Consider the following 26,106-nt stretch of genomic DNA (forward strand, 5'->3'; position numbering starts at 1 on the left):
CTGCGGGCTTTCCGGCATATCCTGAGGGAAACCGCGCCTGGCAGAGAGCTGTTCACCGCCAGCTCTCTACCACCAGCTGCACGCTGCGCCGTCCCTGGTACTCATTGATTTCCGGATAATACAGAATACAGACATCCTGCTTCCCTTCAATATATGCCAGATTTTCCTGAACGTCTCCAAAGCTTATGGTATCGGCCCTGGTGCCGTCCGGACCTTCCAGCGCCGCTTTCAGCACATTCTGATTTTTCCCGATGATGCGCGCGCTTCTTACCTTCAGATTCGCTGCGGCAAACAGGGGCTTTTCATTGGCTTTCCCAAAGGGCTCCAGAAGCTCCAGCTCCCGGATAATCTGCTCCCCTGCGTAACAGATGGGAAGGACCGCGTCATAGGCAATCTGCGGCGTCAGCTCTTCCTCTGTCAGGGCGCAGTTCTCATTCAGGGCCCTTCGAAGAGGCTCCACGTTTTCCGGCTTCAGCGACAGCCCTGCCGCCATGGGATGGCCGCCGTATTTGGTGAAAAGCTCCCTCACTCTGGTCATCTCATCAAACATGTGGTAGCCCGGAATGGAACGGCCCGAGCCCTTGACTCCGTCTTCCGCGTCCGTCAATACAAAACAGGGCCTGAAATATTTTTCCCGGATGCGCCCCGCAATGATTCCCGCCAGACTCTCATGGCAGTCCGGAAGGTAGACCACCAGCACCCGGTCCTGTTTCAGAGCGGTCTCTTCAATCATCTGGACCGCCTGCTGCGTGCCCTTTACAGTCAGATCCTTGCGGCTGTCGTTGAGCGCCTTCAGATCTCCCGCAAGTTCTTCTGCCTCTGCTTTTGTCTCCGCCCCCAGAAGCTGCAGCGCTCTCCGGGCAGTGTCCAGTCTCCCGCTGGCATTGATGCAGGGCCCGATGACGAATCCGATGTGATAGGCCGTCAGCTTTTTTCCTTCCAGACCGTTCACAGCCAGAAGCGCCCGGTATCCGGGATTTTTTGTCTGCTCCAGCCGCTTCAGGCCATATTTCACCAGAATCCGGTTCTCCCCTGTCAGGTCCATGATATCTCCCACTGTGGCCACTGCCGCAAATTCCGCCAGATCCAGAAACTCCTCCCGGGGAACTCCTTCCTCCCGGTAGAGCGCTTCCGCCAGCCGCCAGGCCACAGCCGCGCCGCACAGCTTTTTAAAGGGATACCGGCAGTCCGGCTGCTTGGGATTTACGATCACATCCGCCGGCGGAAGAATCACCGTCCGGCTTCCATCCGCTTCCTCCTGATAGGGAATGTCATGGTGGTCGGTAACGATCACCGTCATGCCCAGCTCTTTTGCAAAGGCAATCTCCTTTGCCGCCGCGATTCCATTGTCGCAGGTGATGATCGTATCGACTCCCGCCTTCTTCGCATCCCCTATCAGGTGCTCGTTGATACCGTATCCGTCCTTCATGCGGTCGGGAATTACCGTGTCGGCCTGAGCACCGCAGCGCCGGAGAGCTGTAATTAAAATATGCGTGGCATTGACGCCGTCGATATCATAATCTCCAATGATGCGGATAGAGGCGCCTTCCCGGATCTTTTCCCGCAGAAGGGATACCGCCTCCCGCATTCCCTTCATCAGATACGGGTCCGCCAGCTCCTCGATGGTACCGCAGAGATATTCCCGGACCTCTGCCTCACTTTCTCCCGCCCGGCTGCGGATCAGACGCATGGCCATGGGGCTTACTGAAAATTTCCGCGCCAGTTCTTCGTTACCGGTGATTTTTGGCGCTTCCACCCATTTTTCTCTCATGGCGCTTTAACCCTGCGCGCATTCTGCGGCTCCGCACTCTGCGCAGGCTTCCCCTGCTCCTTCCTGCAGGCCTTCCGTCTCCGTCCGCATATCTTCCGCTTCTGTCTGCAGTCCTGCGGTGGCTGCCTTGATCATGATGGCGCACTCTACACGCTTTTTCTGCAGCTCGCAGCCGATATCGTAGGCATCGTTGATGGAGCCGTGGAAATTGTAGGAGTTGGCCGCGCAGCCGCCGCTGCAGTAGAACTTGGCAAAGCACTTCTGACATTTTTCCTTCGCGTACACATTGCAGCACTTAAATTCATCCCGCAGCTCTGTATTGGTCACGCCGTCAAAGACATTTCCCATCAGGAACTTCTCATTTCCCACAAACTGGTGGCAGGGATAGAGATCTCCCCAGGGCGTCACAGCCAGATACTCCGTGCCTGAACCACAGCCTGAAAGCCTCTTGTAGACGCAGGGGCCTCCGGTCAGGTCAATCATGAAATGGAAGAAATTAAAATCATTTTCCTTTCCATGTCGGCGCACCATCTCCGCCGCCAGCTTGTCGTACTGCTCGCAGAGCGCCGGAATGTCCTCTTCCCGGATGGCATAGGGCTCTTCCGGAGCCGCCACCACCGGCTCCACGGAGATCTGCTTGAAGCCCAGATCCGCCAGATGCAGCACGTCCTCGGAAAAATCCAGGTTGTTGCGGGTAAAGGTTCCGCGCACGTAGTAATTGTTCTGATTCCGGCTTTCAGCCAGCTTCTGGAACTTCGGCACGATCAGATCGTAGCTGCCGTGTCCGTTCCGGAAAGGACGCATCTTGTCGTTGACCTCTTTGCGTCCGTCAATGCTTAAGACCACGTTGCTCATTTCCCGGTTTACAAATTCCTGAACCTCATCATTCAGAAGAATGCCGTTGGTGGTCAGGGTAAAGCGGAATTTCTTGTCGTGAAGCTTCTCCTGCTCCCGGCCGTAGGCTACCAGATCTTTTACTACCTGCCAGTTCATCAGCGGCTCGCCGCCGAAGAAATCCACCTCCAGATTTCTTCGATTTCCGGAGTTTGCAATCAGAAAATCCAGAGCCTGTTTTCCCACCTCATAGCTCATCAGAGCCCTGCGGCCATGGTACTCTCCTTCCTCAGCAAAACAATAGCGGCAGGCCAGGTTGCAATCGTGGGCGATGTGCAGGCAGAGCGCCTTTACCACTGTAGAACGCTTTTTAAAATCAATCACCTGATCCTTATAGGTATCCTCTGTAAACAGGGTCCCCTGAGCCTTCAGCTCCTCCACGTCATCCAGCACTTCCCGGATCTCTTCCTCTGTCCAGCGGCCTTTCAGCTGTTCCACAATCTCTTCCCGGGCGCGGCTCTCATAAAGGCCGATCACCTCATAAGCCAGCTCATCCACCACATGGACCGCTCCGCTGTTCACATCCAGTACAATGTAATAACCGTTGTTATAATAACGATGTATCATTTTTTTACTCCTTATGTAAAATATTTCCAAAATATCTTTTTCTCTTCCGTTGTCTGAAACTTTTCTGCTTTCACTCTCCGGACACGCTCTGGGGCGCGGAAGCGCCACACCAGAACAAGGATGCCTCAAAAGCCCTGTAATCATGAGCTTTTGAGACATCCTTGTTCTTCACGCTTCTATCTTCGGATTCTTATTTGTTGTGCTGCTCACACGTCTGATTGCCTACGGTGCAGGATGTCTTGCAGGCAGACTGGCAGGACGTCTGGCACTCTCCGCAGCCGCCCTTCTTTACGGTATTCTGCAGAATCTGTGTATTCAGTGTCTGAATATGCTTCATAATAACTTCCCTCCTGTCTCTTATCTTACGGAACGTCTCATAAGGGACGTCCCTGACTTCAGCCTGGAAAAGGCGGAAACGCATACTTCTCCTGCGGCCGAACGTATCTTTTATCAAGTATATCATATCCCCGGAAGATTTAAAAGTATTTTTTTACATGCCTGTTCATATATTATACCAGTTTCAGCAAACGTTCAGCCCTGCCGGATATTTCCCCGCGGCTGAACTGTGAATCATTCAAATCCGGGGAGGAATCGTTATGGAAAAAGGGAAAGCCTGCCAGGACGCTGCAGTCCGGCTGATCAAATCTCTTCTTGCCGCTTATATCGTTACAGGGCTTCTGCTTCTTCTGCTTGCTCTTCTGCTGTATAAGCTGCAGCTGTCAGAATCCGTCGTAAACATTGGCATCATTGCCATCTACGTCGCCGCCTGCTTTCTCGGTGGTTTTCTGGAAGGGAAAATGATGAAAACCCGGAAATTTCTCTGGGGAGGCGCCTTTGGCCTTCTCTATTTCGCAGTTCTGGCCATCATCTCTCTGGCTGTAGGCCAGGGCTTTTCCGGCAGCTCCTCTCACTTTGTGACGACGCTGATCCTCTGTATGGCAGGGGGAACTCTGGGCGGGATGGTATCGTAGCTTCTATTCGCACTTGCAGCGGAATGTGGCGCACTCTGTCTCCCGGCAGTCACAGGCCGCTCCTCCTGCCACACTGATGTGCTTTGCCTGGCAGTGGCAGTTCTCATTAAAGGTGCATTCCACAGCCTGGCAGATCACATCTGTATTTTTTGTAGGAATATCTACAGAGCTTCTCACCCCATCTGCGGTGCGCTCCCGAAAGCTGATGCAGCAGGTATCTCTGGAGTGTCTGGCGTGGTCGCCTGTCACCTCGATATTATCCTTACAGCAGCAGCGCTCCTTATTGTACAGGCAGCTTGTTACGGTGCAGTCCAATCTTGTCATTTCAAATTTACCTCCAACTTATCATGTTGGATCTATTATGTGTAATTTGAAGTGACTTATGCACGCGCCACGCCTTTCTGAACAAGCCACGCACGTACCCGCGCGGAAAGCTCCGACAGTCCCACAGCCGCCATAGGCAGCATCATGACAAAATAAGGCAGAATATAGCGTCCTTTCGCCTCCCAGAGCATATGAAACAGGAAGCCGCCGATGATGGTGATCAGAAGCGCATGGTCTTCCAGTCCTTTCTTTTTCCAGAAGCCAAACAGGAGCCAGCAGAATACGCCGATAAAAATCAGACTCTGATACTGGTTCATAAACCAGGTCATGAGCGTATGGAGTTTTCCGTCAAACATGCTGTTCGCCACCGGCCCTCTGGCCGAACCGTTGATATGGGTCATGGCAAAGCACTCATAGGTGGGATCGTTCCACTGGCTGGTGAACTTTTCCACATAAAACCAGAACGCATATCCGGGATTTTCCACAAAACCATCTACGGAATCCCCAATGTCCCGGATAGCCATGGCCGTGGACGCCTCTGAATCAAAATCCGATTCTCCCCAGTAATTGTGCAGAATATAGCCGTTGGACCAGCCCGGTGCGCCTTCTCCCTTCTGCATTCCCATCGCCACATAGAGAATCATGGGGGCTCCGTCATTGATCTCCACGCCGGAACGCTGCTCGTACACCGTCCGCAGGCAGAAACGGCCTCCCAGGAACACTGCCACAAGAAGAACCGAAGCCAGCACCGGTCGAAGCTTCTTCTCTCCCAGAGCAGTCACAAGCAGGACCAGCACAAAGGCAATCAGAAGAATCAGGCTGTTATTGCGGACAAGGCAGGCCAGCGCACAGGCAATGCAGCAGCCGATCAGCCACCAGACGCCGCCCTTTTTCCGGTATTCCAGGAACATCCAGACTGCCGCCAGGCAAAAGGTAAGAGCCGGAATCTCTCCGTACACAAAGGTCACATAAAAGAACAGCGGAAAGCAGGCCGCCGCCAGAAACAGATAGTAGATCCAGGCACGCCTGTCCGCAGTCAGGAGCCTGGTAATCCGGTAGCCGCTGTACACACAGACTGCCGCACCCACGCAGTTCAACAGTTGAAATGCCATATGGTTTCCATTGCCGAAAATGGCAAAAACCAGTTCAATCAAAGCGGTAAGCCCCAGCTGATGGGGATGGATGTACAGATACCGCTCATAGGAATCCATCGTCAGCATGGAATAATCGCCCGTGCGAAAGCCCTCTGCCGCCGTACACACAGACGCCTGATCTCCCACCGGAATACATTTTGCCGCAAAGACCCACCAGACTGTAAATGCCAGAACATACACCAGCACTGCGCCAAGCAGAATCTGAATCCGCCTTTCCTGGCCTTCCTCCTTTTTCAGGATCCATCCGGATATCCCATACATGGCCCAGACGGCCAGCGCGCAGATCACAAGCACCAGAGGCAGAATGTCTCCCATCTGATAAGGAATCTCCTCATACGTGGTTTTAAAGTATACCGTAGTGAACAGGCTGAAGCCCGTCAGAGCTCCAAACAGTAACAGGCCAAGGACAGACACCGTCCTGTCAGCCGCTTTCAGAAGCTTCATCTTTCGTCCTCCGTTTCCCGAGACAGCCGGAAAGCAGGCCAAGCCCTTCCGCCGCCAAGGGGATCATCATGATAAAGTAGGGAAATACATATCTGGATTTTGCTTCCCAGAGCTCGTGAAACAGCACTCCGCCGATCACCGCGATCAGAAGCACGTACCATTCCAGATCCACTTTCTTCTTTTTCCTCTTTGTGTAAATCAGCAGGAACAGTACCAGTGAATAAATCAAAAGCTGGTAGGAATCCATCATTTTTTGCAGAATCCGGTTCGGCAGTCCTGTATACAGGCTCTCTCCAAAGGCGCTTCTCTCATTGTCCGTGGCATAGGTCATGATAAAGCAGCCGTATGTGGGTTCCGTCCACTGGCTTGTGAATTTCCGGAAATAGAAATCCAGCGCGTATGCCGGGTCTCCCAGAAATTCTTTCGCTCTGTTCTTTACCTCCGCAAGCCCCAGGTCACCTGCAGTCCTGGAATTGTAGCTGCACATATCCTGGTACACATAGATGGAGTAGCCGTTATACCATCCGGCTTCCTTATCTCCCTCCTGCATACCCATGGCAATCCAGAGAATCGACGGCATACCATCGTTGACAGGAATCCCGGATTTCCGCTCATAATACTGCTTCAATACCGTCCCGCTTCCCAGACAGCAGACCAGAAGAACTGCCGCGCAGCAGAAATACTGCCAGCGCCGGCAGGCAGTTCCTTTCACGGCAAGTACACAGAGAACAGCTATCATCACAATCAGACTGTTATTGCGCAGCACCACAGCCACAGACAAAGACAGTACCATCAGGACCGCCCCGCTTACCTTCTTCCTACGCATATAGCGCAGGAACTGCCAGAGCGCTGTCATGCACAGAGCAAGGGAAGGTATGTCATTGTAGACATAGACATTGTAAATAATAAGCGGAAAACAGCACGCCATGAAAAGCAGATAGGCAGCAGCTGCCTGCCGTTTTTCAGACAGAAGGCGGGTAATCCGGTATCCCGCATACACGCAGAGCACAGAGCACAACACATTGACAACCTGAAGAGCCTGATAATTTTCTGCTCCGAAGATGCCGAGCACGACAGATTCCCAGGCCGTAAGCCCCAGCTGAAACGGATAATAGTACAGATACTTTCCATATTCCAGACGCCCGTAGTTGCCTTCCAGAAATCTCTGGGCGCTGGTGTAGGTCATATACTGATCAGAAACCGGAGTGCTTTTGGACCACCAGATCCACAGAATCCCCGCCGCCAGAATCCAGAGCAGCACCACAGACAAAAGCAGTCTGAGGTTTCTTTCCGCCTTCTCTTCCTTTCGCGTCAGAAAACATCCGAGCCACAGCGCCAAAACCGCCAGAATCACCGCGCCCAGCAGCGTAACCAGGAAAAAATCTATCTGATTGTAAGGAATCTCCGGATCACAGCCTGCCGGAAAAAATCTTGTAAAAATCAGGCTTGTCACGCACAGCAGCGCAAAAATGATGATGCCAAGCACATGTACCATGCCGGCTGCCATGCCTTCCAGCCTCTGCATTTGAAATTCTTTTCTCATTGCGCCTTCTTACTCCTGTTCCACAGCCGTACCAGCCATGTAATTATTTCCTCAAGCCCGGCTGCTGCCGCAGGAAGCAGGAGCGCGAAATAGAACAGTCCGTACCTTCCCTTGACCTCCCAGGCCATGTGAAATAGAAATCCTCCCAGAAGAATCAGCAGAGGCAGACACTCCTCTACTCTTTTCTGCTTTTTGAAGCGGAGCAGGGCAAAGCCTGCCGCTCCCAGAAACACCAGGGAATGATAGCCGTTCATCCAGAATTCCAGCAGCGGAGTGTCCTGGCTTCCGGAAGAAACCTGGCAGCCATAGCCTGCGTCATTCCACTGGCTCACAAATTTACGGGCGAAGAAGACTGCCGCAGCCTTCGGACTTTCCGCAAAGCCCTGAATCGATACAGCAATGGCCGCATCTCCCAGTTCTTTCGCTGTCTCCGGATTATAGCCTGCCTGCTCCTTGTAAACCCGAACCGGAAATTCATTCCACCAGCCGGAGGTCATGCCTTCTCCCTGAAGTCCCATTGCCACCCAGAGGTTTTTCGGCATTCCCTGATCCAGGGGCCAGCCGCTCCGATATTCATAAAGCCGCGTCATCAATGGCTGTGCCGCCAGCAAAACCAGTACCAGCGGAATCACACAGGCTGCAAGCTTCTTTCTCCGCTCTGCCACTGCCTTGCAGAGCATCACTCCTCCGGCAGCCACCGCAGCAATGAGAGAATTATTCTTCATATACACGGCGAAAACCATCGCCAGCAGAAACAAAATAAACTGCCAGAGCTTCTTCTCCCGGAACCAGAGCAGGAGCATCCAGACGGCAAAGGATACCGCTGCCACCGCCAGCACTTCCCCATAGATCACATTTGTATAGATCAGTAAGGGAACACAGCCTGCGCTCAGCAGAAGAAAATTCACCTTTACCGTATCCTTCTCATAAAGCAGACCGGTAATCTGATACCCGCTGTACACAAACACCAGCACTCCCAGCGTATTCAGCAGCCGGAATGCCAGCAGATTCTCATAGCCGAATATCCGGTATACCAGTTCCAGAAGCAGGGCCTGACCCGCCTGGTGCGGGTAGGTATAGAGATAATCCATGCCGCTCTCAGAAATGTCCCCTGTGGCAAAGCCTCCTGCAATCACATGAACATACAGCGGATCTGCCCGGAGCGCGCTCTGGGCCAGAAGATTCCATGCAGTGCAGAACACAGCGCAATGCAGCAGCACGGCTCCCAGCAGCAGATTCAGGTTCCGCTTCCGGTTCTGCTCATATTTCAGAAGCAGTCTTCCCGCAAAGAAAAGAAACGCAAGTCCAACAGTCACAAACAACAGAATCAGCGGCACCGGGTCCGTTACCTGAGAGGGTGCCTCCAGATCGTTGCTTTCATAAACCGTCGTAAAAATCAGGCTGTACAGGAACAGAAACGCCGACGGCACACCCGCGCCAATCAAAATCAGCTTTCCGGCCAGCGGCTCCAGTTTCCTTGTCAGCTTATCCCATCCCGTAACTGCCATTGAAATCCTCTTCATCCTATCCAGACTTTTTCAGCCAAAACTGGCTTTCCCCGTTACGCACTCAGGGCGGAAGGCCTGTTGTCCAGACCCCGCCCTGCGGAATGTTCCGTCGCCGGAACTCATTTTTTATTTAAAGTACGCCACGCCGGACTCAAAAATCTTCATGTCCTGCTCGCCGTAGATATTGATGGCCACAGCCTCATCCCGGCGCTCGCTGTGCGCCATCTTTCCAAGCACTCTTCCATCCGGGCTTGTGATTCCCTCAATAGCTGCATAAGAACCGTTTACGTTCCAGTATTCGTCCATGCTGGCCTCGCCTTCCGGCGTCACGTACTGGGTCGCCACCTGTCCGTTCGCAAAGAGCTTATCAATCCACTCTTTGTCCGCTACGAAGCGGCCTTCTCCGTGGGAAGCCGGATTCACGTAAGTCTTGCCCACTTCCGCCAGGGCAAGCCACGGAGACTTGTCTGTCATCACCTTCGTGTAAACCATCTTAGATACATGGCGGTTGATGGTGTTAAAGGTCAGGGTCGGAGAATTCTCCGTCTGTCCCACAATCTCGCCGTAGGGCACCAGACCCAGCTTGATCAGCGCCTGGAAGCCGTTGCAGATTCCAAGAGCCAGACCGTCGCGCTCATTTAAGAGCTTCGTAACAGCTTCTTTAATGTGGGCGTTCTGGAAGGCTGTCGCAAAAAATTTCGCGGAGCCGTCCGGCTCGTCGCCTGCGGAGAAGCCCCCCGGGAACATAATGATCTGCGCCTGGCTGATGGCTTTTTCAAACACTTCCACAGATTCCCGGATATCCGAAGCCGTCAGGTTCCGGAACACCTTGGTCACCACGTCGGCGCCTGCCCTCTCGAAGGCCTTCGCACTGTCATACTCACAGTTTGTTCCCGGGAATACCGGGATAAATACGGTCGGTCTCGCTACCTTGTGCCGGCATACATAGACCTGATCCGCATGGTACAGCGGGCTTTCCACCTTTTCCGCTCCCGGAACCGCCACCGTGGGGAATACCTTCTCCAGCGGCTCTTCCCATGCAGTCAGAGCTTCCTCTGTATCAATGTACATATTGCTGTAGGAGATGCCGCACTCCGTCACCTCGCCTATCAGCGTATAGGTAATGGCCAGTTCGCCCACCTTTCCGTCGGGAACCTCAGCCACAATATTTCCGAAGCCTGCGGTAAAGAGATCCCGCGGATCTACATTGTGCTCAATCTTTACGCCAAGCCGATTTCCAAAGGACATCTTGCTGACAGCTGCCGCAAGTCCGGAGCCGTCCAGCGCGTAAGCGGAGATGATGCGTCCCGCCTTCACGTCCTCGAAGAACTTGCCGTACAGGTCCTTAATCTGCTCATAATCCGGCAGATCATAAGCGTCGCGGTCAATCCGGAGAAGCACCAGCTTATTGCCTGCCTTCTTAAGCTCCGGAGTAATGATATTCTGCCAGCTTCCGATATCCACGGCAAAGGACACCAGTGTGGGCGGCACGTCAATATCGTTGAAGGTTCCGGACATACTGTCCTTTCCTCCGATGGACGGCAGACCAAATCCCAGCTGCGCGCTGTAAGCGCCAAGGAGCGCCGCAAAGGGCTGGCTCCAGCGGTGCGGGTCTTCCGTCATGCGGCGGAAATACTCCTGGAAGGTAAAGCGGATCTTCCGGTAGTCTCCGCCGGAAGCCACGATTCTTGCCACCGACTCAATCACCGCATATACGGCTCCGTGGTACGGGCTCCAGCTGGACAGGTACGGATCAAAGCCGTAGCTCATCATGGTCACAGTATCCGTCTTTCCCTTCAGCATCGGCAGCTTCGCCACCATAGCCTGCGTCTCCGTCAGCTGATACTTTCCGCCGTAGGGCATCAGCACGCTGCCCGCGCCGATGGAGCTGTCGAACATCTCCACAAGCCCCTTCTGGGAGCATACATTCAAGTCTTTCAGGGTCTCCATCCACTTCGCGCGGACGTCGCCCACTTCGTTTCTCACAAAATATTTCCGGTTTTCATCAGGCAGGTCCACAGCCACGGCCGTCTCCTGATGAGCGCCGTTCGTATCCAGAAAAGCTCTGGAAATATTGACAATCTCTTTTCCTCTCCAGAGAAGCACAAGCCTCGGGCTCTCCGTCACCTCAGCTACCGTCGTTGCCTCCAGATTTTCCTCCGCCGCATAGGCAAGGAAGGCCGCTTCGTCCTTCTTGTCCACGACAACTGCCATACGCTCCTGAGACTCAGAAATCGCAATCTCTGTTCCGTCCAGGCCCGCGTATTTCTTCGGAACCAGATCCAGATTTACCCGCAGTCCTGCCGCCAGCTCGCCGATCGCTACCGATACACCGCCCGCGCCGAAGTCGTTGCACTTCTTGATAAGACGGGTTACCTCCGGACGGCGGAACAGTCTCTGAATCTTCCGCTCCGTGGGCGCGTTTCCTTTCTGCACCTCGGCGCCGCAGGTCTCGATAGACGCCTCCGTGTGCACCTTGGAAGAACCGGTGGCTCCGCCGCAGCCGTCACGGCCTGTCCGTCCGCCCAGCAGAATAATCAGATCGCCCGGATCGGAGGTCTCGCGGATCACATCACGGCGGGGAGCCGCTCCCATAACCGCGCCGATCTCCATACGCTTCGCCACATAATCCGGATGATAGATTTCCTTCACATACCCGGTAGCCAGACCGATCTGGTTTCCATAGGAGCTGTAGCCCTGGGCTGCTCCCCGCACCAGCTTCTTCTGGGGCAGCTTGCCCTTCAGGGTCTCCTTCACGGATACCGTCGGATCAGCAGCTCCTGTCACACGCATGGCCTGATATACATAAGTTCTTCCTGACAGCGGATCGCGGATGGCTCCGCCAAGGCAGGTGGCCGCGCCTCCGAAAGGCTCAATCTCTGTGGGATGATTGTGGGTTTCGTTTTTAAAGTTTACCAGCCACTCCTCGGTCTGGCCGTCCACTTCTACCGGCACTACGATGGAGCAGGCATTGATTTCCTCGGACTCTTCCTGATCGTTCAGTTTGCCTTCCGCCTTCAGCTTTCGCATGGCCATCAGCGCAAGATCCATCAGGCAGACGAACTTATCCTTCCGTTCCCCAAAAATCTCTTTCCGGTCAGACAGATACTGCCGGTAGGTCTCCTCGATGGGCTCCCGGTAATAGCCGTCCGCAAAGCTTACATCCGTAAGCTCTGTGGAAAAGGTCGTATGGCGGCAGTGATCGGACCAGTAGGTATCCAGCACCCGGATTTCCGTCATGGACGGATCTCTCTTTTCCTCATTCCGAAAATAATTCTGGATGTGCAGAAAATCCCGGAAGGTCATTGCCAGGTTCAGGGACGTGTAAAGTTCTTTCAGGGCCGCTTCCTCCATATCGCAGAAGCCATCAAAGATTTTTACATCCGCCGGCTCTTCAAACACGGTCACCAGAGTCTCCGGCTTTTCTTCCTCAGACTGGCGGGAATCCACCGGATTGATGCAGAAGCTCTTAATAGACGCAAGCTCTTCCTCAGATACCGTTCCCTCAATCACATACGTGGTGGCAGTGCGGATCACCGGCTCTTCGTCCTCCCGCAGAAATCTTACGCACTGTACCGCTGAGTCCGCTCTCTGATCAAACTGTCCCGGCAGATACTCCACACTGAATACCCGGTCTCCCGGCGCGCACGCAAAGCTTTCCCTGTAAAGCATGTCCACCGGCGGTTCGGAAAATACAGTCCGGCAGGCCTGCTCGAATACTTCGTCCGAAATATTCTCCACATCGTAGCGCATCAGCACACGCACGCCTGTTACGCCCTCGATGCCGAGATAACTTCTGATTTCCTCCTGCAGTTCCTTCGCCTTTACCGCAAAATCCTTCTTCTTTTCCACATAAACTCTTCTTACATCGCCCATAACCGACCTCCTGCATCTTTCCTGCATCTGCATTTTCTGATTTGCCGCAGCTTTATGCCGAACTTCCGCGGCATATATCCGGCTTTGCACGGTATGGCGGTATACAGCCATACAGCCTGATTTGCTCCGCTCATTGTTACCGAACATTATACCACATAATTCCTGCTGCAACAATTCCTGGCTTTATCATAGCATAAAAGTTTTGATAAGTATAATTAATAGATTTAAAGTTATTTATAAATGTATCTTATTACCTTTTTTCTTTCTCTCCGACTGTCTCTTTTTCATTTCCTCCGCTTACGGATGGTTTTTATTATTTCCATGTGATATAATATGATTAAATTTCGGTTTTTAAATGCAATCACTAAAAATAGAAGGAGTAACCATTTATGAATCTGATTCGATCCTGCAGGGGCCAGCTTCTCCTGACCCTGTTTCTATTTCTTGCTATCCTGGTCATGCCCTTTCAGAACTATATGGAACGGGATTTCACATCGGCAGACATGAATTATCCCGAAGAATCCATCGGCGTTGTAGGCACGGACGGAGGTCTTCTGTCAGTTCCCGACGGCGCCGGCAATCTGATGCTGAACAGCAATGATTTCTATTTTAAGGCAGGCACCTATCAGGTGGTTTTCTTTGTCAGCTCTCCGTCCGCCGGAAATACGGTAGAAGTTTACGATCCCCTCTATCTGAACGAGGACAATACCTCCGGACGCGTTCTGGCTGAAGCAGAGGTTATTCCCGGCGAAGAGTCCGTCTCCGTAACCTTTACTACAGAAGAATACCTCTCCTGCATCCAGTTCCGTGTCCAGACTGACAGCGCGCTGACCTTTACAGGAATCCATCTGCAGTCTGATCCGGGCCTTTACAATGATCCGTATATTTGTGCCGGTCTGGTTCTTCTGGGCTCCGCCCTGCTGTTCCTTTACCGCAGCAGACGGAAAATAAGACCTGAAATTCTTCTGCTGCTTTCCTTTGCGGCTGTCTGGTCTTCCCTGCCCTTATGTTTTCCCTGGCTTCTGAAAGGCCATGATATGTATTTCCACTATGGACGGCTGTTTAATCTTTCCCGGGATCTGTTTTCGGAATCCTTTCCTGTACGGATTCACCCTGGTATTTTTAAAGGTTTTGGCTATATGGGCCCCGTATTTTACGCGGAGACCTTTCTCTATCCCTTCGCTCTGCTGATCCGGATGGGAATGTCTCCTCTGGGCTGCTATAAGCTGCTGTTCCTCTGCGTCAACTTTGCCACCGCAGGGGTATCTTACTATGCGTTTTCACGGTTATGCCGTTCCAGAAGGCTGGGCGTCATCACTTCCTTCTTCTATATGCTGGCTTCCTACCGGCTGCTCAATCTATACACCAGAGCCGCCCTGGGAGAAGTGCTGGCCGCCATCTTCCTTCCGCTTCTGATTCTGGGCATGTATCAGCTCTTCTACGGAGATTCCAGACGCTGGATCACAGCTGTCATCGCCTTTACCGGCCTGTTCCAGTCTCATATGATTTCCACCGAGCTGTCCCTGGGCTTCTGCGCTCTTTTTGGCCTGATCAGCATACGGCGTCTGAAAGACAGAAAAAGACTGGTTCATCTTCTGATCGCGGCCGGCGCTACCATTCTTCTGAACCTGTGGGCCATCATTCCGATTCTGGATCTGATCCGCTATCCTCTTCAGGTGAACGGGGATACGCGGGCGCTTACCGGCTATGCTCTGTATGCCCTCCAGCTTTTTGACCCATCTTACAACTATACTGCCGCAGACGCTCTGGGGCCGAGCACTACCACCGGAGAGATGCCCTATTCCCTTGGCGTCCTTCTGCTGGCCGGAAGCCTGCTCTTCATCTCCCTCTGTTTCCGGAAAAACCAGAAGCTTCCCCGCTGGCACAGACAGCTTGGCGGCTGGTGTCTGGCCCTGGGCGGCCTGTCCGTCTACGCGTCCAGTGTCTATTTCCCCTGGGACATTATCCAGAGAGTTGAGATTCTGAACCGGCTTGCAGGCGCGATTCAGTTTGCGTTCCGTTTCCTGCCCTTTGCGACTGTGTTTCTCTGCGTCACTTCTGCCATCGCAGTCTATAACCTGTTCAAAGACCGCTCTCTCAGAAAACTTCTGTTCCTGGGCTGCGCTTTCTTCCTGGTCTGGTCCTCAGGCACCTATTTCGGAAACTTTTCCAACGAGGCGGAACACCTGATGGACTGGGACACCCAGATGGACCATGTAAACGATACAGACAATCTGTACCTTGTCACAGATGATGGAGCATACTACAGCTATCGGCGTCTTCTGGCGCAGGATGTAACCTTTAACGTCTCTGAAGGAGTCACTCTGAGCCAGGTATCCAAAAACGGCACAGAAGCTTCCTTTACCTACGAAAAGGCAGACGGAACCGGAGAGACCTATGTGGAAGCGCCGCTGAACTATTATCCTTACTACCATGTCACAGACGAAAACGGAAATGAGCTTGCCACCGATATCACGGAACTGCTCCGGCTGCGCATCACTCTGCCTGAAACTTCTTCCGGTACCGTCACCATTCATTTTGAGATTCCGGCCATCTGGCGTGTGGGAGATATCATCTCTCTTCTTACGCTTGCCGGCCTGGCTGCCCTTGCCGTACTGTCCTGCCGGAAAAGAAAGGAGGCTTAACGCATGGACATAAATTACGAGCTTTACAAAGTCTTCTATCATGTGGCCGTTTCCTTAAGCTTTTCAGAGGCGTCCAAGCAGCTTTTTATTTCACAGTCCGCAGTGAGCCAGTCCATAAAGGTACTGGAAAAAAAACTGAATCAGAATCTCTTTATCCGCAGTACAAAAAAAGTGCAGCTGACTCCCGAGGGGGAGATTCTGCTGCGCCATATCGAGCCTGCCATTCATCTGATTCAAAGAGGGGAAAACCAGCTCATGGAAGCCGGTTCTCTGGGCGGCGGACAGCTCCGCATCGGAGCCAGCGACACCATCTGCCGCTATTTTCTCGTTCCTTATTTAAGCCGGTTTCACAAGGAATTTCCAGGCATTCACATCAAAGTCACCAATCAGACCTCCATTGGCTGCGTGGACCTGCTGGAGAACGGCCAGGTGGATCTGATTTTCACCAACTACCCCAATTCCCGGCTGGGAAATTCCGGGCACCTGAAAAAAGTCCGCAGTTTCCAGGATGTCTTTATCGCCAACCGCCATTATTTTGATCTGGAAAACCAGAGGCTTACCTTCCGGGAGCTTCTGAACTATCCCATTCTCATGCTGACCCGCCAGAGTACCACCAGCGAGTACCTGCACAATCTTTTTCAGCAGCATCAGCTGGATCTAGTGCCTGAAATCGAGCTGAGCAGCAACGATCTCCTGCTGGATCTGGCCTCCATCGGTCTCGGAATCGCTTTTGTGCCGGATTACTGTCTGCCGGGGACTTCTCCGGACCTGTTTCAGATTATGCTGGCAGAAGAGCTTCCTCCCCGCCAGCTTATGATCGTACACAGCGAACAGCTCCCCTTGAGCCCGGCCGCAAAAAAGTTCATGGAATATTTTGAATAACCGCATGGCTGTATTCCTGCTCTGATAACAGCATCACGATTCCTCCCAGAACTCTTCAATCCTCTTCCCGGCGTCCTTCAGCCTGCAGACCTGACAGCTCTCCCACTCCAGCGGAAACAGCCGCCGGTACTCGCTTCCCAGAAAACGGTCGTCGAGAAGCAGAATCACGCCCCTGTCTTCATCTGTGCGGATCACGCGGCCTGCGGCCTGAAGCACCTTATTCATGCCGGGGTACCGGTAGGCGTAGGCAAAGCCGTCCATCTCTCTTTCTTCATAATACCCCCGCAGAATCTCCCTTTCATGGCAGACCAGGGGCAGGCCTGTACCGACCACGGCCGCGCCTATCAGCGCCTCCCGCTTCAGATCGATTCCTTCCGAAAAGATACCTCCCAGTACGCAGAATCCCAGAAGGCTTCTTTCCTGCTCTTTCTCCTCAAACCGTCCCAGAAAGGCTTCCCGTTCTTCTTCCTTCATTCCTGACTTCTGCAGCACGCAGTCCACACAGTCTCCATACTTTTCCTCAAAAATATCATACACATCCAGCATCATCCGGTAGGAAGGGAAGAACGCCAGGTAATTCCCCTTCTTTCCCCCCGCCATCACGGCAAGCCAGTCTGCCATCCGCTCATACTCTGTATGGTTTCTTCTGGTATAGCGGCTGCTCACATCCTGTCCCAGAAGCAGGAGCCGTTTATCCGGTGAAAAGGGAGAACGGGCATAGACCGCATAATCATCTTCTTCTCCAAGCAGATGCTTATAGTAAGGCATGGGCAGCAGCGTGGCGGAGAAGAAAATGGCAGCGTTTCCTTTATCCAAGCATTCTCTTAAGGCTTTTGCCGTCTCCACACAGTACAGCTTCAGCCGGAAACGCCCGTCACCTCCAAGCTCGCTGTAGATCACATAGTTTTCATCCAGCCTGTCCGCTGTATTCAGAAAATCCCGGATCTGAAACCAGAAATCCAGTATCTCCTGCTGAAGTTCCGGCTCCGTCCCTTCTTCCCGTATCCGGTCAAGCTCCGTAGAAAGGGACAGAAGCTGAAGCACAAAGGCTCCCACATCTTCATGAAGCTGCCAGGTGTCACATTCCTTTTTCAGACTCAGCAGATATTTGTTGCAGCGTTCCAGGCAGCGTTCCGCTTTTCTGTACCGCCCTTTCAGCTTACGCTTCAGTTCCAGAAAATCTTCTTTACAGAGAGAGGCGCTGAACATCTCTCTTCCTCTCTCCACCAGATTATGGGCCTCGTCAATCAAAAAGAGATACTCCCCCTTTATCCCCTCGGCAAAGAACCGTTTCAGGCGTACATTCGGATCAAAGACATAATTGTAATCGCAGATCACTCCATCGGTCCAGGAAGCTGTGTCCAGGCTCAGCTCAAAGGGACAGACCCTGTGTTTGTGCGCCTGCGCCAGCAGAACCTCTCTGCTCAGCTCATCCGGTCCTTTTGTAAGAAGTTCAAACACCGCGTCATTGATCCGGTCAAAATGTCCCCCGGCATAAGGACAGTTTTCCGGATTGCACAAAGTCTCCCCGCAGACGCACAGTTTTTCCTTTGCAGTCAGAGTCACTGTCTTCATCCGCAGTCCACTGCCGCGTAAAATGCGAAACGCCTCTTCTGCCACAGTACGCGTCACGGTCTTGGCCGTCAGATAGAAAATGCGGTCTCCCAGTTCTTCCCCCACCGCCTTTACAGCAGGAAACACGGTGGAGATCGTCTTTCCCACTCCGGTAGGCGCCTGGATAAACAGGCGCTTTTTTCTGGCAATCGTCCGGTATACGCCCGCCGCCAGCTCTTTCTGTCCTTCCCGGTAGGGGAAAGGAAATTCCAGAAGCCGGATGCTTTCTTTCCGGATCTTCTTCCATTCAAACTGAAACGCTGCCCATTTCTCATATTCCCGCATCAGTCTGTGAAACCATTCCTCCAGTTCCTCCCGGCTTCTGGTTTCACGAAACATTTTCAGTTCCTCTGTTTCCAGATTTCCATAGGTCAGCTGCACTCCCATCTGAGGGAGATCGTGCTGCGCCGCATAGATATACGCGTAGCAGAGAGCCTGGGCCAGATGCACTCCCACAGGCTGTTCGATAAGATTCAAATCCCGGTATACTCCTTTGATCTCATCAATCCACTCCGTTCCGTCCTCCGCGAAAATACCGTCAGCCCTTCCCTCGACCACACAGTCAAAGCCCTTCATGGGAACTGTGATCTTCAGCGGAACCTCTGCGGCGTAACCTGCTCCCATCCTTCTCTGTATTTTTCTGTGAAGACGTCCTCCGGCCTGCATGGCCTGAAGATCCGCCTTTCCTGTTCTTCGATTGTCCAGATCTCCTTCCCGCAGAATAAATTCCACCAACGCGCGGACAGAGATCCGGATTTCTGTTTTCACCTCGTCCATAGGCTCATTCTAGCACAAAAAGAGAGCCCGGTAAACCAGACTCTCTTTTCCCATTACTTCCATTCTTTATATGCCAGCTCAGGCAACCGCGAACTTGGCAAGTACACGGTCGAAATCTCCGCTTTCTCCATGGCATTTCACGGTCAGCTCCCGATTCAGATCCATGCTGAGAACGCCAAGCAAAGACTTTGCATCAATCATAATCCGGTTATAACAGATATCCACGTCAAAGTCACACTGGCTCGCACCACGTACAAACTCCTTCACGTCTTCAGCAGCATTCAGTTTAATCTTTCTTTCCTGCACTTTCATACACTCCTTAAAGGTTAAAAATTATACTGTTACAGTTACAGTGGATGATTCCGTAATGGCAGTCTCTTAACACTGTCAATGGAGGTATTATGCCAGCCCCATCCTTATTTGTCAACCCTTACGGACGCCTCCCTGCCGCTGCTGATATTCTTATCTTTTTTATGAAATCTATACAATTTTAATATGCAGACTGCCGAAATCCTTTCTGTGTTTTTCAAAAAATGGAAATTCCTGCATTTTTATTTTGCAAAAACCGTTGTAAAGATTTTGTAAAGGATTTGTCGTTTTCTATCAAATTTTATGCTAATCTCTGGCTTCTACCATGACAAAAACCCCCGATTTCATCCGGATTCTTCCCACATCCTCCAGGATCTCATTGCTGACGCCAAGGCTCCCGCTCCCGGTACTGGTAAAGGTATGGTTGCTGAGCGGATATTTAAACCCGATCAGATCTACCCCTGTCACCTCAGTCGTAAGCGGAATCAGCGAAACATAGTTTCCATACTGCTCCTCTTTTGTCAGAACAGTCTCCCCGTCAATCAGACGAATCCTGTTGTTTTCATCCAGAATCATGCAGGAGACTCCCGCCGTCTTAGCCAGCATCAGGCTCTGAATGTTCCCCAGCACATGATCGATGCGGCTTCCCGTTCCGCCCAGAATGACAATCTCCGTACTCTGAAGTTCCAGAGCCAATTCTATGGCAATCTGCGTATCCGTGGAATCCTTCACCGGATTGAAGGTCCGTATCTCAATCTCATCTCTGCTCCGGTAATAATCCACCAGCTCCGGGGCAGCCGTATCGAAATCTCCCACCACATGCGTGGGCATAATTCCATTCTCATAAAGAAAACGCAGTCCGTTATCCACTCCGATGATCCGGTCAAACCTCTCCGTTTCCAAAAAGGACAGGGCAAAACCGCGTCCGATTCTGCCCCCGCTTACAATCAGTGTTCTCATTTTCCCTCCAGAATCTGAAGGAAATCCGCCACGTTTTTCTCCGCGTCTCCGGAGAACACGGCGGAGCCTGCCACAATCACATTGGCTCCCGCATCGAGCACCGTCTTCACATTGTTCAGCTTGATGCCGCCGTCTACCTCGATATCCGTCTCCAGCTTCCGTTCCTCGATCATCTTTCGGAGCTCACGGATCTTGCGGGTGGAACTCTCAATATACTTCTGTCCTCCAAATCCGGGATTGACCGTCATCAGAAGGACCATATCCACATCCTCCAGAATGTAATCCAGGGCCGTCAGCGGCGTAGCCGGATTCAGGGCAACTCCCGCCTTCACCCCTGCTTCTTTGATAGCAGCCACCGTCCGGTTCAGATGCGTACATGCCTCCGCGTGGACCGTGATTATATCAGCTCCCGCATCTGCAAACGCGCGGATATAGCGGTCCGGATCGCAGATCATCAGATGTACGTCAAACACCATCACGGAATTTCTGCGGATCGACTCAATAACTGGAAATCCCAGTGAAAGGCTGGGCACAAAACTTCCATCCATCACGTCAATGTGAAGATACTGCGCTCCTGCGTTCTCCACTCTCTTTACATCCTCGCCAAGGGCCGCGAAATCTGCCGAAAGAATCGACGGTGCCAGTTTGTTCATGTCAATACCTCCTCTTGTCTTTCAGTTCGTCATATAAAAGTTTATAGTTCTCGTATCGTATGGGACTGATTCTGCCTTCCGAAAGCGCTTCCTTTACTGCGCAGTCCGGCTCATGAATATGCGCGCAGCCCTGAAAACGGCAGTGTCCCTCATACTCCCCAAACTCCGAAAAAAAGCTTCCCAGCTCTTCTTTTTCCATATCTGGCAGATAGATAGAACTGAATCCCGGCGTGTCACAGATATAGCTGTCCCCATCCAGGGCGAACAGCTCCGAATGCCGGGTCGTGTGGCGCCCTCTCTCAATCTTTCTGCTGATATCGCCTGTCTCCATTCCTGCTTCCGGCGCCAGAAGATTGATAAGGGAAGATTTCCCCACACCGGACGGACCGGCTACTGACGTAGTCTTTCCTTTCAGCAGTCTCCGGATCTCTTCTACTCCTGCCTGGGTCACCGCGCTGGTAAACCGCACTTCATATCCCGCGTTTATGTAGGTATCCCGAAGCAGCTTCAGTTCCTGCTCCTCCGCGATATCCTGCTTGTTGAAGCAGATCACAGCCGGAACATCCTGGTACTGCATCAGAATCAGGAACCTGTCAAGAAGATTAAAATTCGGCTTTGGCTTTGCCGCCGCAAAAATCACAAGCGCCTGGTCGATATTTGCCACCGCCGGACGGATCAGCTCGTTGGTCCGGGGAAGAATTTCTTCAATATTTCCCTCCCTGTCCCGATCGTCCAGTATGGTCATCCGCACATTATCGCCCACAAGGGGCTTTATTTTCTGATTGCGGAAGATTCCTTTTGCCTTACATTCATAGACGCCGGATTCTCCTGCGTGAACGTAGTAGAATCCGGCAATCCCTTTTATAATCTTTCCCTGCATCAATTTCACTCTCAGGTCCCGGTCTGGCCGCCGGTACCCGAACTGCTCTCTGAACCGTCAGAGGGCGTAGTCGGTTCCGATGGCGTGGTCGGGTTCGTGGGCGTCAGTCCTGTCTTTCCGCATTCTGTACACTTGCCGCTTGCATCCACATTGGGATGCAGGCAGACGCCCCGGCTGATGACCACATTGATAGTGGTTCCCACATTCTGCGTGCCGCTGGGACTGCAGGATATTATTTTGTCTTTCGCGATGCTGTCGCTGTATTCATAGGTTCTGTTTCCAACTACAAAGCCCCGGTTCGTGATCTCATTCACGTCTGCTCCGGCTCCGGGAACCTGTGCTGTCTTCACCGGCTCCGGTCCAAGGCTGACTACAATATTCACAGTGCTGCCCGGAGCTACCGTGCTGCCGTTTCCGGGGTTATAGGAAATCACATTTCCTTTCGGCACGGTATCACTGTAAGCTTCAGAACGGGAGACCTTCAGTCCCTTTCCGGTCAGGTAATTGGTGACCGCGCTCTCACTGCTTCCATCCTTCTCAGCGTTTCCGATATAGACATTCTCCTGTCCTCTGCTGACCACATAGCTGACATTTGTTCCCTTATCCACCATGCTTCCGGCCGAAGGATTCTGAGAAATGATATAACCTTCCGCTACTGTATCGCTGTACTCCTGACTTACAGAACCGGAGCCCAGTCCTGCTGCGCTCAGAAGAGACTTGGCTTCAGACTCTGTGCGGTTTGTCAGGGTCGGAACAGCCACCTGCGCGTCAGCCTCGCTGCCCTTGCTGATCACCACCTTCACCACGCTGCCTTTGGCTACCTTCTCTCCGGCTGAGGGAGATGTGGAGATCACTCTTCCGGAAGCCACATCGTCGCTGTAGGATTCCGATATATCCGCGCTGAGTCCCAGCGCTGTCAGCGAACTTTCCGCCTGTGTCTGTGATTTTCCTTCCAGATCCGGCACTTCAATTTCAGAGCCGTCTCCGCAGATATCCACAACAATCGTCGTATGGGCTTCTACCTCGGTCCCCGCGTCCACGCTCTGGCTGATAATCTGGCCTGCTTCATATTCGTCGGAAGAGCGCGTCTCACCCACGTCAATACCCAGTCCCAACTCATTCAGCGCTTCTTTTGCCTCCGCGTAGCTCTTGCCCAGAAGATTCGGAACCTCGACATTTTCCTCAAGGACATCCTCTATCTCTGTATTTTCACTGTTATTATCGCTGCTGCCGGAACCGCCTCTGCCTCCAAATACCTGCACGAGAATTACAATAATAATAATCACAATAATGACTCCGGCCGCAATGCCGCCGATCATCATGATCTTCTCCAGCTTCGGATCGAGAATTCCGCCTTCTTCATCGTCGTCCTCGTCATCGTCCTTATCGTCATCCTCGTCATCCGGATCATATTCGTCGTCATCGTAATCGTCGTCATCATATTCATCATCGTCATACTCATCATCATAATCGTCGTCGTCATCCTCGCCGTCATTCATATGATCCAGATAAGCATAACGGGATTCGGCATCATCCTCATCCTGAGGAATCCTGCCGGTCTCTCTTTTAATCCTGGAAATCTCATCCCTGGTGATGGCCACTGTCTTGGCTCCGTCAGGCACAACCTCTTTCACAAAGTTGACGTCCGGGGTCAGCAGAGACTGCTTCAGATCCGCAATCAGCTCCGTCACGTTGGCATACCGGCGGTCCGGACTCTTTTCCGTACATTTCAGAATGATATGCTCCAGGCTTACGGGAATATCAGACGCATAGACCCGGGGCGACACAATATCCTCCTGCAGATGCTTCACCGCCACGACCACTGTCGTCTCTCCGTCAAAAGGCACACGTCCGGTCACCATCTCATACATGACGATACCCAGAGAATAGATATCGCTCTTGGCATCACTGTAGCCGCCTCTGGCCTGCTCCGGAGACGTGTAGTGCACGGAACCCATGGCGTCCGCCGTGTTGGTATTGGAAGATACAGACTTTGCGATTCCAAAATCTGTCACTTTTACTTTCCCCTCACGGGAAATAATGATGTTCTGAGGCTTGATATCCCGGTGTACAATCTGATTGTTGTGCGCAACCTCCAGACCGGACGCCACCTGAATGGCAATGCTGGTAGCTTCTTTTACCGTCAGCCTGCCTTTTTTCTCAATATAAGTCTTCAGGGTGATGCCTTCCACCAGCTCCATCACAATATAATTGATGTTCTGCTCATCACCCACATCATACACATTTACAATATTCGGATGAGCCAGGGCGGCAGCCGCCTGGGCCTCCTCCTTAAACTTGCGGACAAAATTTCTGTCCTCTACAAACTCATCCTTCAAAACCTTCACCGCCACAAAACGGTTCAGCTTATGATCCTTTCCCTTAAAGACCTCTGCCATGCCGCCGGAGCCTATTTTCTCCAGAATTTCATAGCGATCTCCTAAAAACATTCCTATTCTAACCATTTCTTCACCTCATCATCCCTGATCCTGTTCTATATCCACGGGCTTCAAGCTTAAGACCATCTGTGCCTGCCTGGCTTATGCCGATTCAATCAGCACAACGGCGATATTGTCTTTTCCGCCGTTCCGGTTTGCCTCTCTCACCAGTTCCTCGGCGCCTGAACGGAGATCTGTTCTCCGATCCAGAATTTCCTTAATCTGTGCGTCTTCCAGCATATTGCTCAGCCCATCCGAGCACAGCAGCAGGCATTCGCCTTTTTCCAGCTTTGTATCGAAGTAATCCGGCTCTACAGTCTCGGATACCCCGATGGCCCTTGTAATAATGTTTTTCTCGGGATGATTCCGGGCTTCCTCTTTTGAAATCTCTCCCATGCGGACCATCTCTTCCACCAGAGAATGATCCTCTGTAATCTGCTCAATCGTTCCGCCGATTTTATAGAGACGGCTGTCTCCCACGTTGGCAACATACGCGGTGTCATCCTGCACCGTAACGGCCACCAGCGTCGTTCCCATGCCTGCGTAAGCCGGCGATTCCCCCGCCTTCTCTATCAGCTTCTGATTCGCATACTGAAATGCGCCTTTTAAAATCTGAAACGGAATCTTCTGCATACTTTTTGTGACCGCTTCGCAGACCCGCGAAACCGTATACTCGGAGGCCAGATCGCCTGCCCTGTGACCGCCCATACCATCTGCCACCAGAAACAGATTCGGCAGATTTCCCATGGGTTCTTCTGATAAAAAAATATAATCCTGATTGATGTCCCGGCATCGGCCGACATCTTTCATGCCCCAGGCTCTCAGCATTCGTCTCCTCCTTTCTTTGGTTTGGCGTGTTCTTCATCCAGATATCTCCGGCGCAGCTGCCCGCAGGCACCATCGATATCCCGGCCCATTTCTCTTCTAATAGTAACATTAATTCCGTATTTTTCAAGTTCCTTTTTGAAATTGCCGATAACTTTTTTGTCCGGCTGCACGTACTTTCGCTCCGTCACAGGGTTCACCGGAATCAGATTTATGTGGCTGTGAAGGGGCCTGGCAAGAGCCGCGAGACGCTCCGCGTCCTCTGGATGATCGTTGACTCTGCCCACCAGGCTGTACTCAAAAGTCAGCCGCCTTCCTGTCTTTTCAAAATAATACGCGCAGGCGTCCAGTACCTCGGGCAGGCTGTATTTCCGGGCAATGGGCATCAGCTCCTCCCGTTTTTCCTGCTCAGCCGCATGCAGAGACAGGGCCAGAGTAATGGAAAGATCCTCGTCTGCCAGCTCCCGAATCCGCGGAACGATTCCGCAGGTGGACACGGTAATGTTTCTCTGGCTGATGTGCAGGCCGTGCTCATCAGACAAAATTCGGATAAACCGCAGCAGATTCTCATAGTTATCCAGCGGTTCCCCGGTCCCCATAACCACCACATTGGATACCCGCTCGCCCGTGTCCTTCTGAATCTGATAAATCTGGTCCAGCATTTCCGATGCCTTCAGATTTCTTACCAGGCCGCCTATGGTAGAGGCGCAGAACCGGCAGCCCATCCGGCAGCCGGCCTGTGAGGAAATACAGACCGAGTTTCCATGATGATACCGCATCAGCACACTCTCGATTACATTTCCGTCCGCCAGGCGAAACAGATATTTGCAGGTTCCATCCAGCTTCGATCTCTGTACTTCTACGATCTCCAGATTTGTATAATCATATTCTGATCCCAGCGCTTCCCTCAGGCTCTTTGAAATATTTGTCATTTCCTCAAAGCCCCCGGCCAGCCGCTGATGCATCCAGCCGTAAATCTGATCGGCCCGGAATGCTTTTTCTCCTCTGTCAAGGAGTTCTTTTCGAAGCTCCTCTCTGGTGAGAGATTTGATATCTCTGTCTTCCATAACC

Annotated in this window: 19 protein-coding genes; 3 read left to right on the forward strand and 16 right to left on the reverse strand. The window is 52.4% G+C overall.

Annotated features, from left to right (window positions below; all coding sequences use genetic code 11):
* Positions 1–52: 52 nt before the first annotated feature.
* The 3 genes from recJ to scfA all read right to left on the reverse strand — a co-directional run bounded on the left by recJ (position 53) and on the right by scfA (position 3,569).
* Positions 53–1,771 (reverse strand): single-stranded-DNA-specific exonuclease RecJ, encoded by a 1,719-nt coding sequence (recJ, locus tag B5E82_RS02230; protein WP_087305782.1) that lies wholly within the window; start codon positions 1,769–1,771, stop codon positions 53–55.
* A gap of 6 nt (positions 1,772–1,777) precedes the next feature.
* Positions 1,778–3,232: a thioether cross-link-forming SCIFF peptide maturase gene (gene scfB, locus B5E82_RS02235; RefSeq protein WP_087305783.1), complete on the reverse strand. Its 1,455-nt coding sequence runs from the start codon at positions 3,230–3,232 to the stop codon at positions 1,778–1,780.
* 190 nt (positions 3,233–3,422) lie between these two features.
* Entirely contained in the window at positions 3,423–3,569 is a 147-nt protein-coding gene (gene scfA, locus B5E82_RS02240) for a six-cysteine ranthipeptide SCIFF (RefSeq protein WP_087305931.1), read from the reverse strand.
* 259 nt (positions 3,570–3,828) lie between these two features.
* On the opposite strand from scfA, the gene B5E82_RS02245 reads away from it, so the two are divergent.
* Entirely contained in the window at positions 3,829–4,203 is a 375-nt protein-coding gene (locus B5E82_RS02245) for a TIGR04086 family membrane protein (protein ID WP_087305784.1), read from the forward strand.
* A 3-nt stretch (positions 4,204–4,206) separates the two neighbouring features.
* Here B5E82_RS02245 and B5E82_RS02250 read toward each other — a convergent pair whose 3' ends face one another.
* From B5E82_RS02250 to B5E82_RS02270, 5 genes are all read right to left on the reverse strand, one after another.
* Positions 4,207–4,527 (reverse strand): DUF1540 domain-containing protein, encoded by a 321-nt coding sequence (locus B5E82_RS02250; protein ID WP_087305785.1) that lies wholly within the window; start codon positions 4,525–4,527, stop codon positions 4,207–4,209.
* Between the two features lie 56 nt (positions 4,528–4,583).
* Positions 4,584–6,125 carry an ArnT family glycosyltransferase gene (locus B5E82_RS02255; RefSeq protein WP_087305786.1) on the reverse strand — a complete coding sequence of 514 codons (1,542 nt, stop codon included), beginning with the start codon at positions 6,123–6,125 and terminating at the stop codon, positions 4,584–4,586.
* Positions 6,103–7,668, reverse strand: coding sequence for an ArnT family glycosyltransferase (locus B5E82_RS02260; RefSeq protein ID WP_087305787.1), 1,566 nt, complete (start codon positions 7,666–7,668; stop codon positions 6,103–6,105). The genes B5E82_RS02255 and B5E82_RS02260 overlap by 23 nt, the downstream gene beginning before the upstream one ends.
* Positions 7,665–9,176 carry an ArnT family glycosyltransferase gene (locus tag B5E82_RS02265; protein ID WP_087305788.1) on the reverse strand — a complete coding sequence of 504 codons (1,512 nt, stop codon included), beginning with the start codon at positions 9,174–9,176 and terminating at the stop codon, positions 7,665–7,667. Before B5E82_RS02265 ends, B5E82_RS02260 begins: the two co-directional genes overlap by 4 nt.
* A gap of 126 nt (positions 9,177–9,302) precedes the next feature.
* Positions 9,303–13,052 (reverse strand): phosphoribosylformylglycinamidine synthase, encoded by a 3,750-nt coding sequence (locus tag B5E82_RS02270; protein WP_087305789.1) that lies wholly within the window; start codon positions 13,050–13,052, stop codon positions 9,303–9,305.
* A 389-nt stretch (positions 13,053–13,441) separates the two neighbouring features.
* On the opposite strand from B5E82_RS02270, the gene B5E82_RS02275 reads away from it, so the two are divergent.
* Together B5E82_RS02275 and B5E82_RS02280 are read left to right on the forward strand one after the other, a co-directional pair.
* Positions 13,442–15,697: a 6-pyruvoyl-tetrahydropterin synthase-related protein gene (locus B5E82_RS02275; protein WP_087305790.1), complete on the forward strand. Its 2,256-nt coding sequence runs from the start codon at positions 13,442–13,444 to the stop codon at positions 15,695–15,697.
* 3 nt (positions 15,698–15,700) lie between these two features.
* Complete coding sequence (locus B5E82_RS02280; RefSeq protein WP_087305791.1) at positions 15,701–16,579, forward strand: LysR family transcriptional regulator; 879 nt, start codon at positions 15,701–15,703, stop codon at positions 16,577–16,579.
* 33 nt (positions 16,580–16,612) lie between these two features.
* Here B5E82_RS02280 and B5E82_RS02285 read toward each other — a convergent pair whose 3' ends face one another.
* From B5E82_RS02285 to rlmN, 8 genes are all read right to left on the reverse strand, one after another.
* Entirely contained in the window at positions 16,613–18,970 is a 2,358-nt protein-coding gene (locus B5E82_RS02285) for an ATP-dependent DNA helicase (RefSeq protein WP_087305792.1), read from the reverse strand.
* A 78-nt stretch (positions 18,971–19,048) separates the two neighbouring features.
* Positions 19,049–19,276 (reverse strand): HPr family phosphocarrier protein, encoded by a 228-nt coding sequence (locus tag B5E82_RS02290; RefSeq protein ID WP_087305932.1) that lies wholly within the window; start codon positions 19,274–19,276, stop codon positions 19,049–19,051.
* Positions 19,277–19,585: 309 nt separating this feature from the next.
* Positions 19,586–20,239, reverse strand: a complete 654-nt coding sequence (locus B5E82_RS02295) for a thiamine diphosphokinase (protein ID WP_087305793.1) — start codon at positions 20,237–20,239, stop codon at positions 19,586–19,588.
* Positions 20,236–20,892 (reverse strand): ribulose-phosphate 3-epimerase, encoded by a 657-nt coding sequence (gene rpe / locus B5E82_RS02300; RefSeq protein ID WP_087305794.1) that lies wholly within the window; start codon positions 20,890–20,892, stop codon positions 20,236–20,238. The genes B5E82_RS02295 and rpe overlap by 4 nt, the downstream gene beginning before the upstream one ends.
* Before the next feature lies 1 nt (position 20,893).
* Entirely contained in the window at positions 20,894–21,772 is an 879-nt protein-coding gene (gene rsgA, locus B5E82_RS02305; RefSeq protein ID WP_087305795.1) for a ribosome small subunit-dependent GTPase A, read from the reverse strand.
* 11 nt (positions 21,773–21,783) lie between these two features.
* On the reverse strand, positions 21,784–24,237 hold the full coding sequence (gene pknB / locus B5E82_RS02310; protein ID WP_087305796.1) for a Stk1 family PASTA domain-containing Ser/Thr kinase: 2,454 nt from the start codon (positions 24,235–24,237) through the stop codon (positions 21,784–21,786).
* Between the two features lie 75 nt (positions 24,238–24,312).
* On the reverse strand, positions 24,313–25,035 hold the full coding sequence (locus B5E82_RS02315) for a Stp1/IreP family PP2C-type Ser/Thr phosphatase (RefSeq protein WP_087305933.1): 723 nt from the start codon (positions 25,033–25,035) through the stop codon (positions 24,313–24,315).
* Positions 25,032–26,102, reverse strand: coding sequence for a 23S rRNA (adenine(2503)-C(2))-methyltransferase RlmN (gene rlmN / locus B5E82_RS02320; RefSeq protein WP_087305934.1), 1,071 nt, complete (start codon positions 26,100–26,102; stop codon positions 25,032–25,034). The genes B5E82_RS02315 and rlmN overlap by 4 nt, the downstream gene beginning before the upstream one ends.
* Positions 26,103–26,106: the final 4 nt, after the last annotated feature.

The organism is Lachnoclostridium sp. An138, assembly GCF_002160765.1.
Classification (GTDB): Bacteria; Bacillota; Clostridia; order Lachnospirales; family Lachnospiraceae; genus Laedolimicola; species Laedolimicola faecalis.

Excerpts from the sequence above, each read along its gene's own strand:
- recJ (WP_087305782.1), bottom strand. The coding sequence starts at position 1,771 with ATGAGAGAAAAATGGGTGGAAGCGCCAAAAATCACCGGTAACGAAGAA.
- B5E82_RS02260 (WP_087305787.1), bottom strand. The coding sequence starts at position 7,668 with ATGAGAAAAGAATTTCAAATGCAGAGGCTGGAAGGCATGGCAGCCGGC.
- B5E82_RS02250 (WP_087305785.1), bottom strand. The coding sequence starts at position 4,527 with ATGACAAGATTGGACTGCACCGTAACAAGCTGCCTGTACAATAAGGAG.
- B5E82_RS02255 (WP_087305786.1), bottom strand. The coding sequence starts at position 6,125 with ATGAAGCTTCTGAAAGCGGCTGACAGGACGGTGTCTGTCCTTGGCCTG.
- rpe (WP_087305794.1), bottom strand. The coding sequence starts at position 20,892 with ATGAACAAACTGGCACCGTCGATTCTTTCGGCAGATTTCGCGGCCCTT.
- B5E82_RS02280 (WP_087305791.1), top strand. The coding sequence starts at position 15,701 with ATGGACATAAATTACGAGCTTTACAAAGTCTTCTATCATGTGGCCGTT.
- scfB (WP_087305783.1), bottom strand. The coding sequence starts at position 3,232 with ATGATACATCGTTATTATAACAACGGTTATTACATTGTACTGGATGTG.
- rlmN (WP_087305934.1), bottom strand. The coding sequence starts at position 26,102 with ATGGAAGACAGAGATATCAAATCTCTCACCAGAGAGGAGCTTCGAAAA.
- scfA (WP_087305931.1), bottom strand. The coding sequence starts at position 3,569 with ATGAAGCATATTCAGACACTGAATACACAGATTCTGCAGAATACCGTA.
- rsgA (WP_087305795.1), bottom strand. The coding sequence starts at position 21,772 with ATGCAGGGAAAGATTATAAAAGGGATTGCCGGATTCTACTACGTTCAC.
- B5E82_RS02275 (WP_087305790.1), top strand. The coding sequence starts at position 13,442 with ATGAATCTGATTCGATCCTGCAGGGGCCAGCTTCTCCTGACCCTGTTT.
- B5E82_RS02295 (WP_087305793.1), bottom strand. The coding sequence starts at position 20,239 with ATGAGAACACTGATTGTAAGCGGGGGCAGAATCGGACGCGGTTTTGCC.
- pknB (WP_087305796.1), bottom strand. The coding sequence starts at position 24,237 with ATGGTTAGAATAGGAATGTTTTTAGGAGATCGCTATGAAATTCTGGAG.
- B5E82_RS02265 (WP_087305788.1), bottom strand. The coding sequence starts at position 9,176 with ATGGCAGTTACGGGATGGGATAAGCTGACAAGGAAACTGGAGCCGCTG.
- B5E82_RS02285 (WP_087305792.1), bottom strand. The coding sequence starts at position 18,970 with ATGGACGAGGTGAAAACAGAAATCCGGATCTCTGTCCGCGCGTTGGTG.
- B5E82_RS02270 (WP_087305789.1), bottom strand. The coding sequence starts at position 13,052 with ATGGGCGATGTAAGAAGAGTTTATGTGGAAAAGAAGAAGGATTTTGCG.
- B5E82_RS02245 (WP_087305784.1), top strand. The coding sequence starts at position 3,829 with ATGGAAAAAGGGAAAGCCTGCCAGGACGCTGCAGTCCGGCTGATCAAA.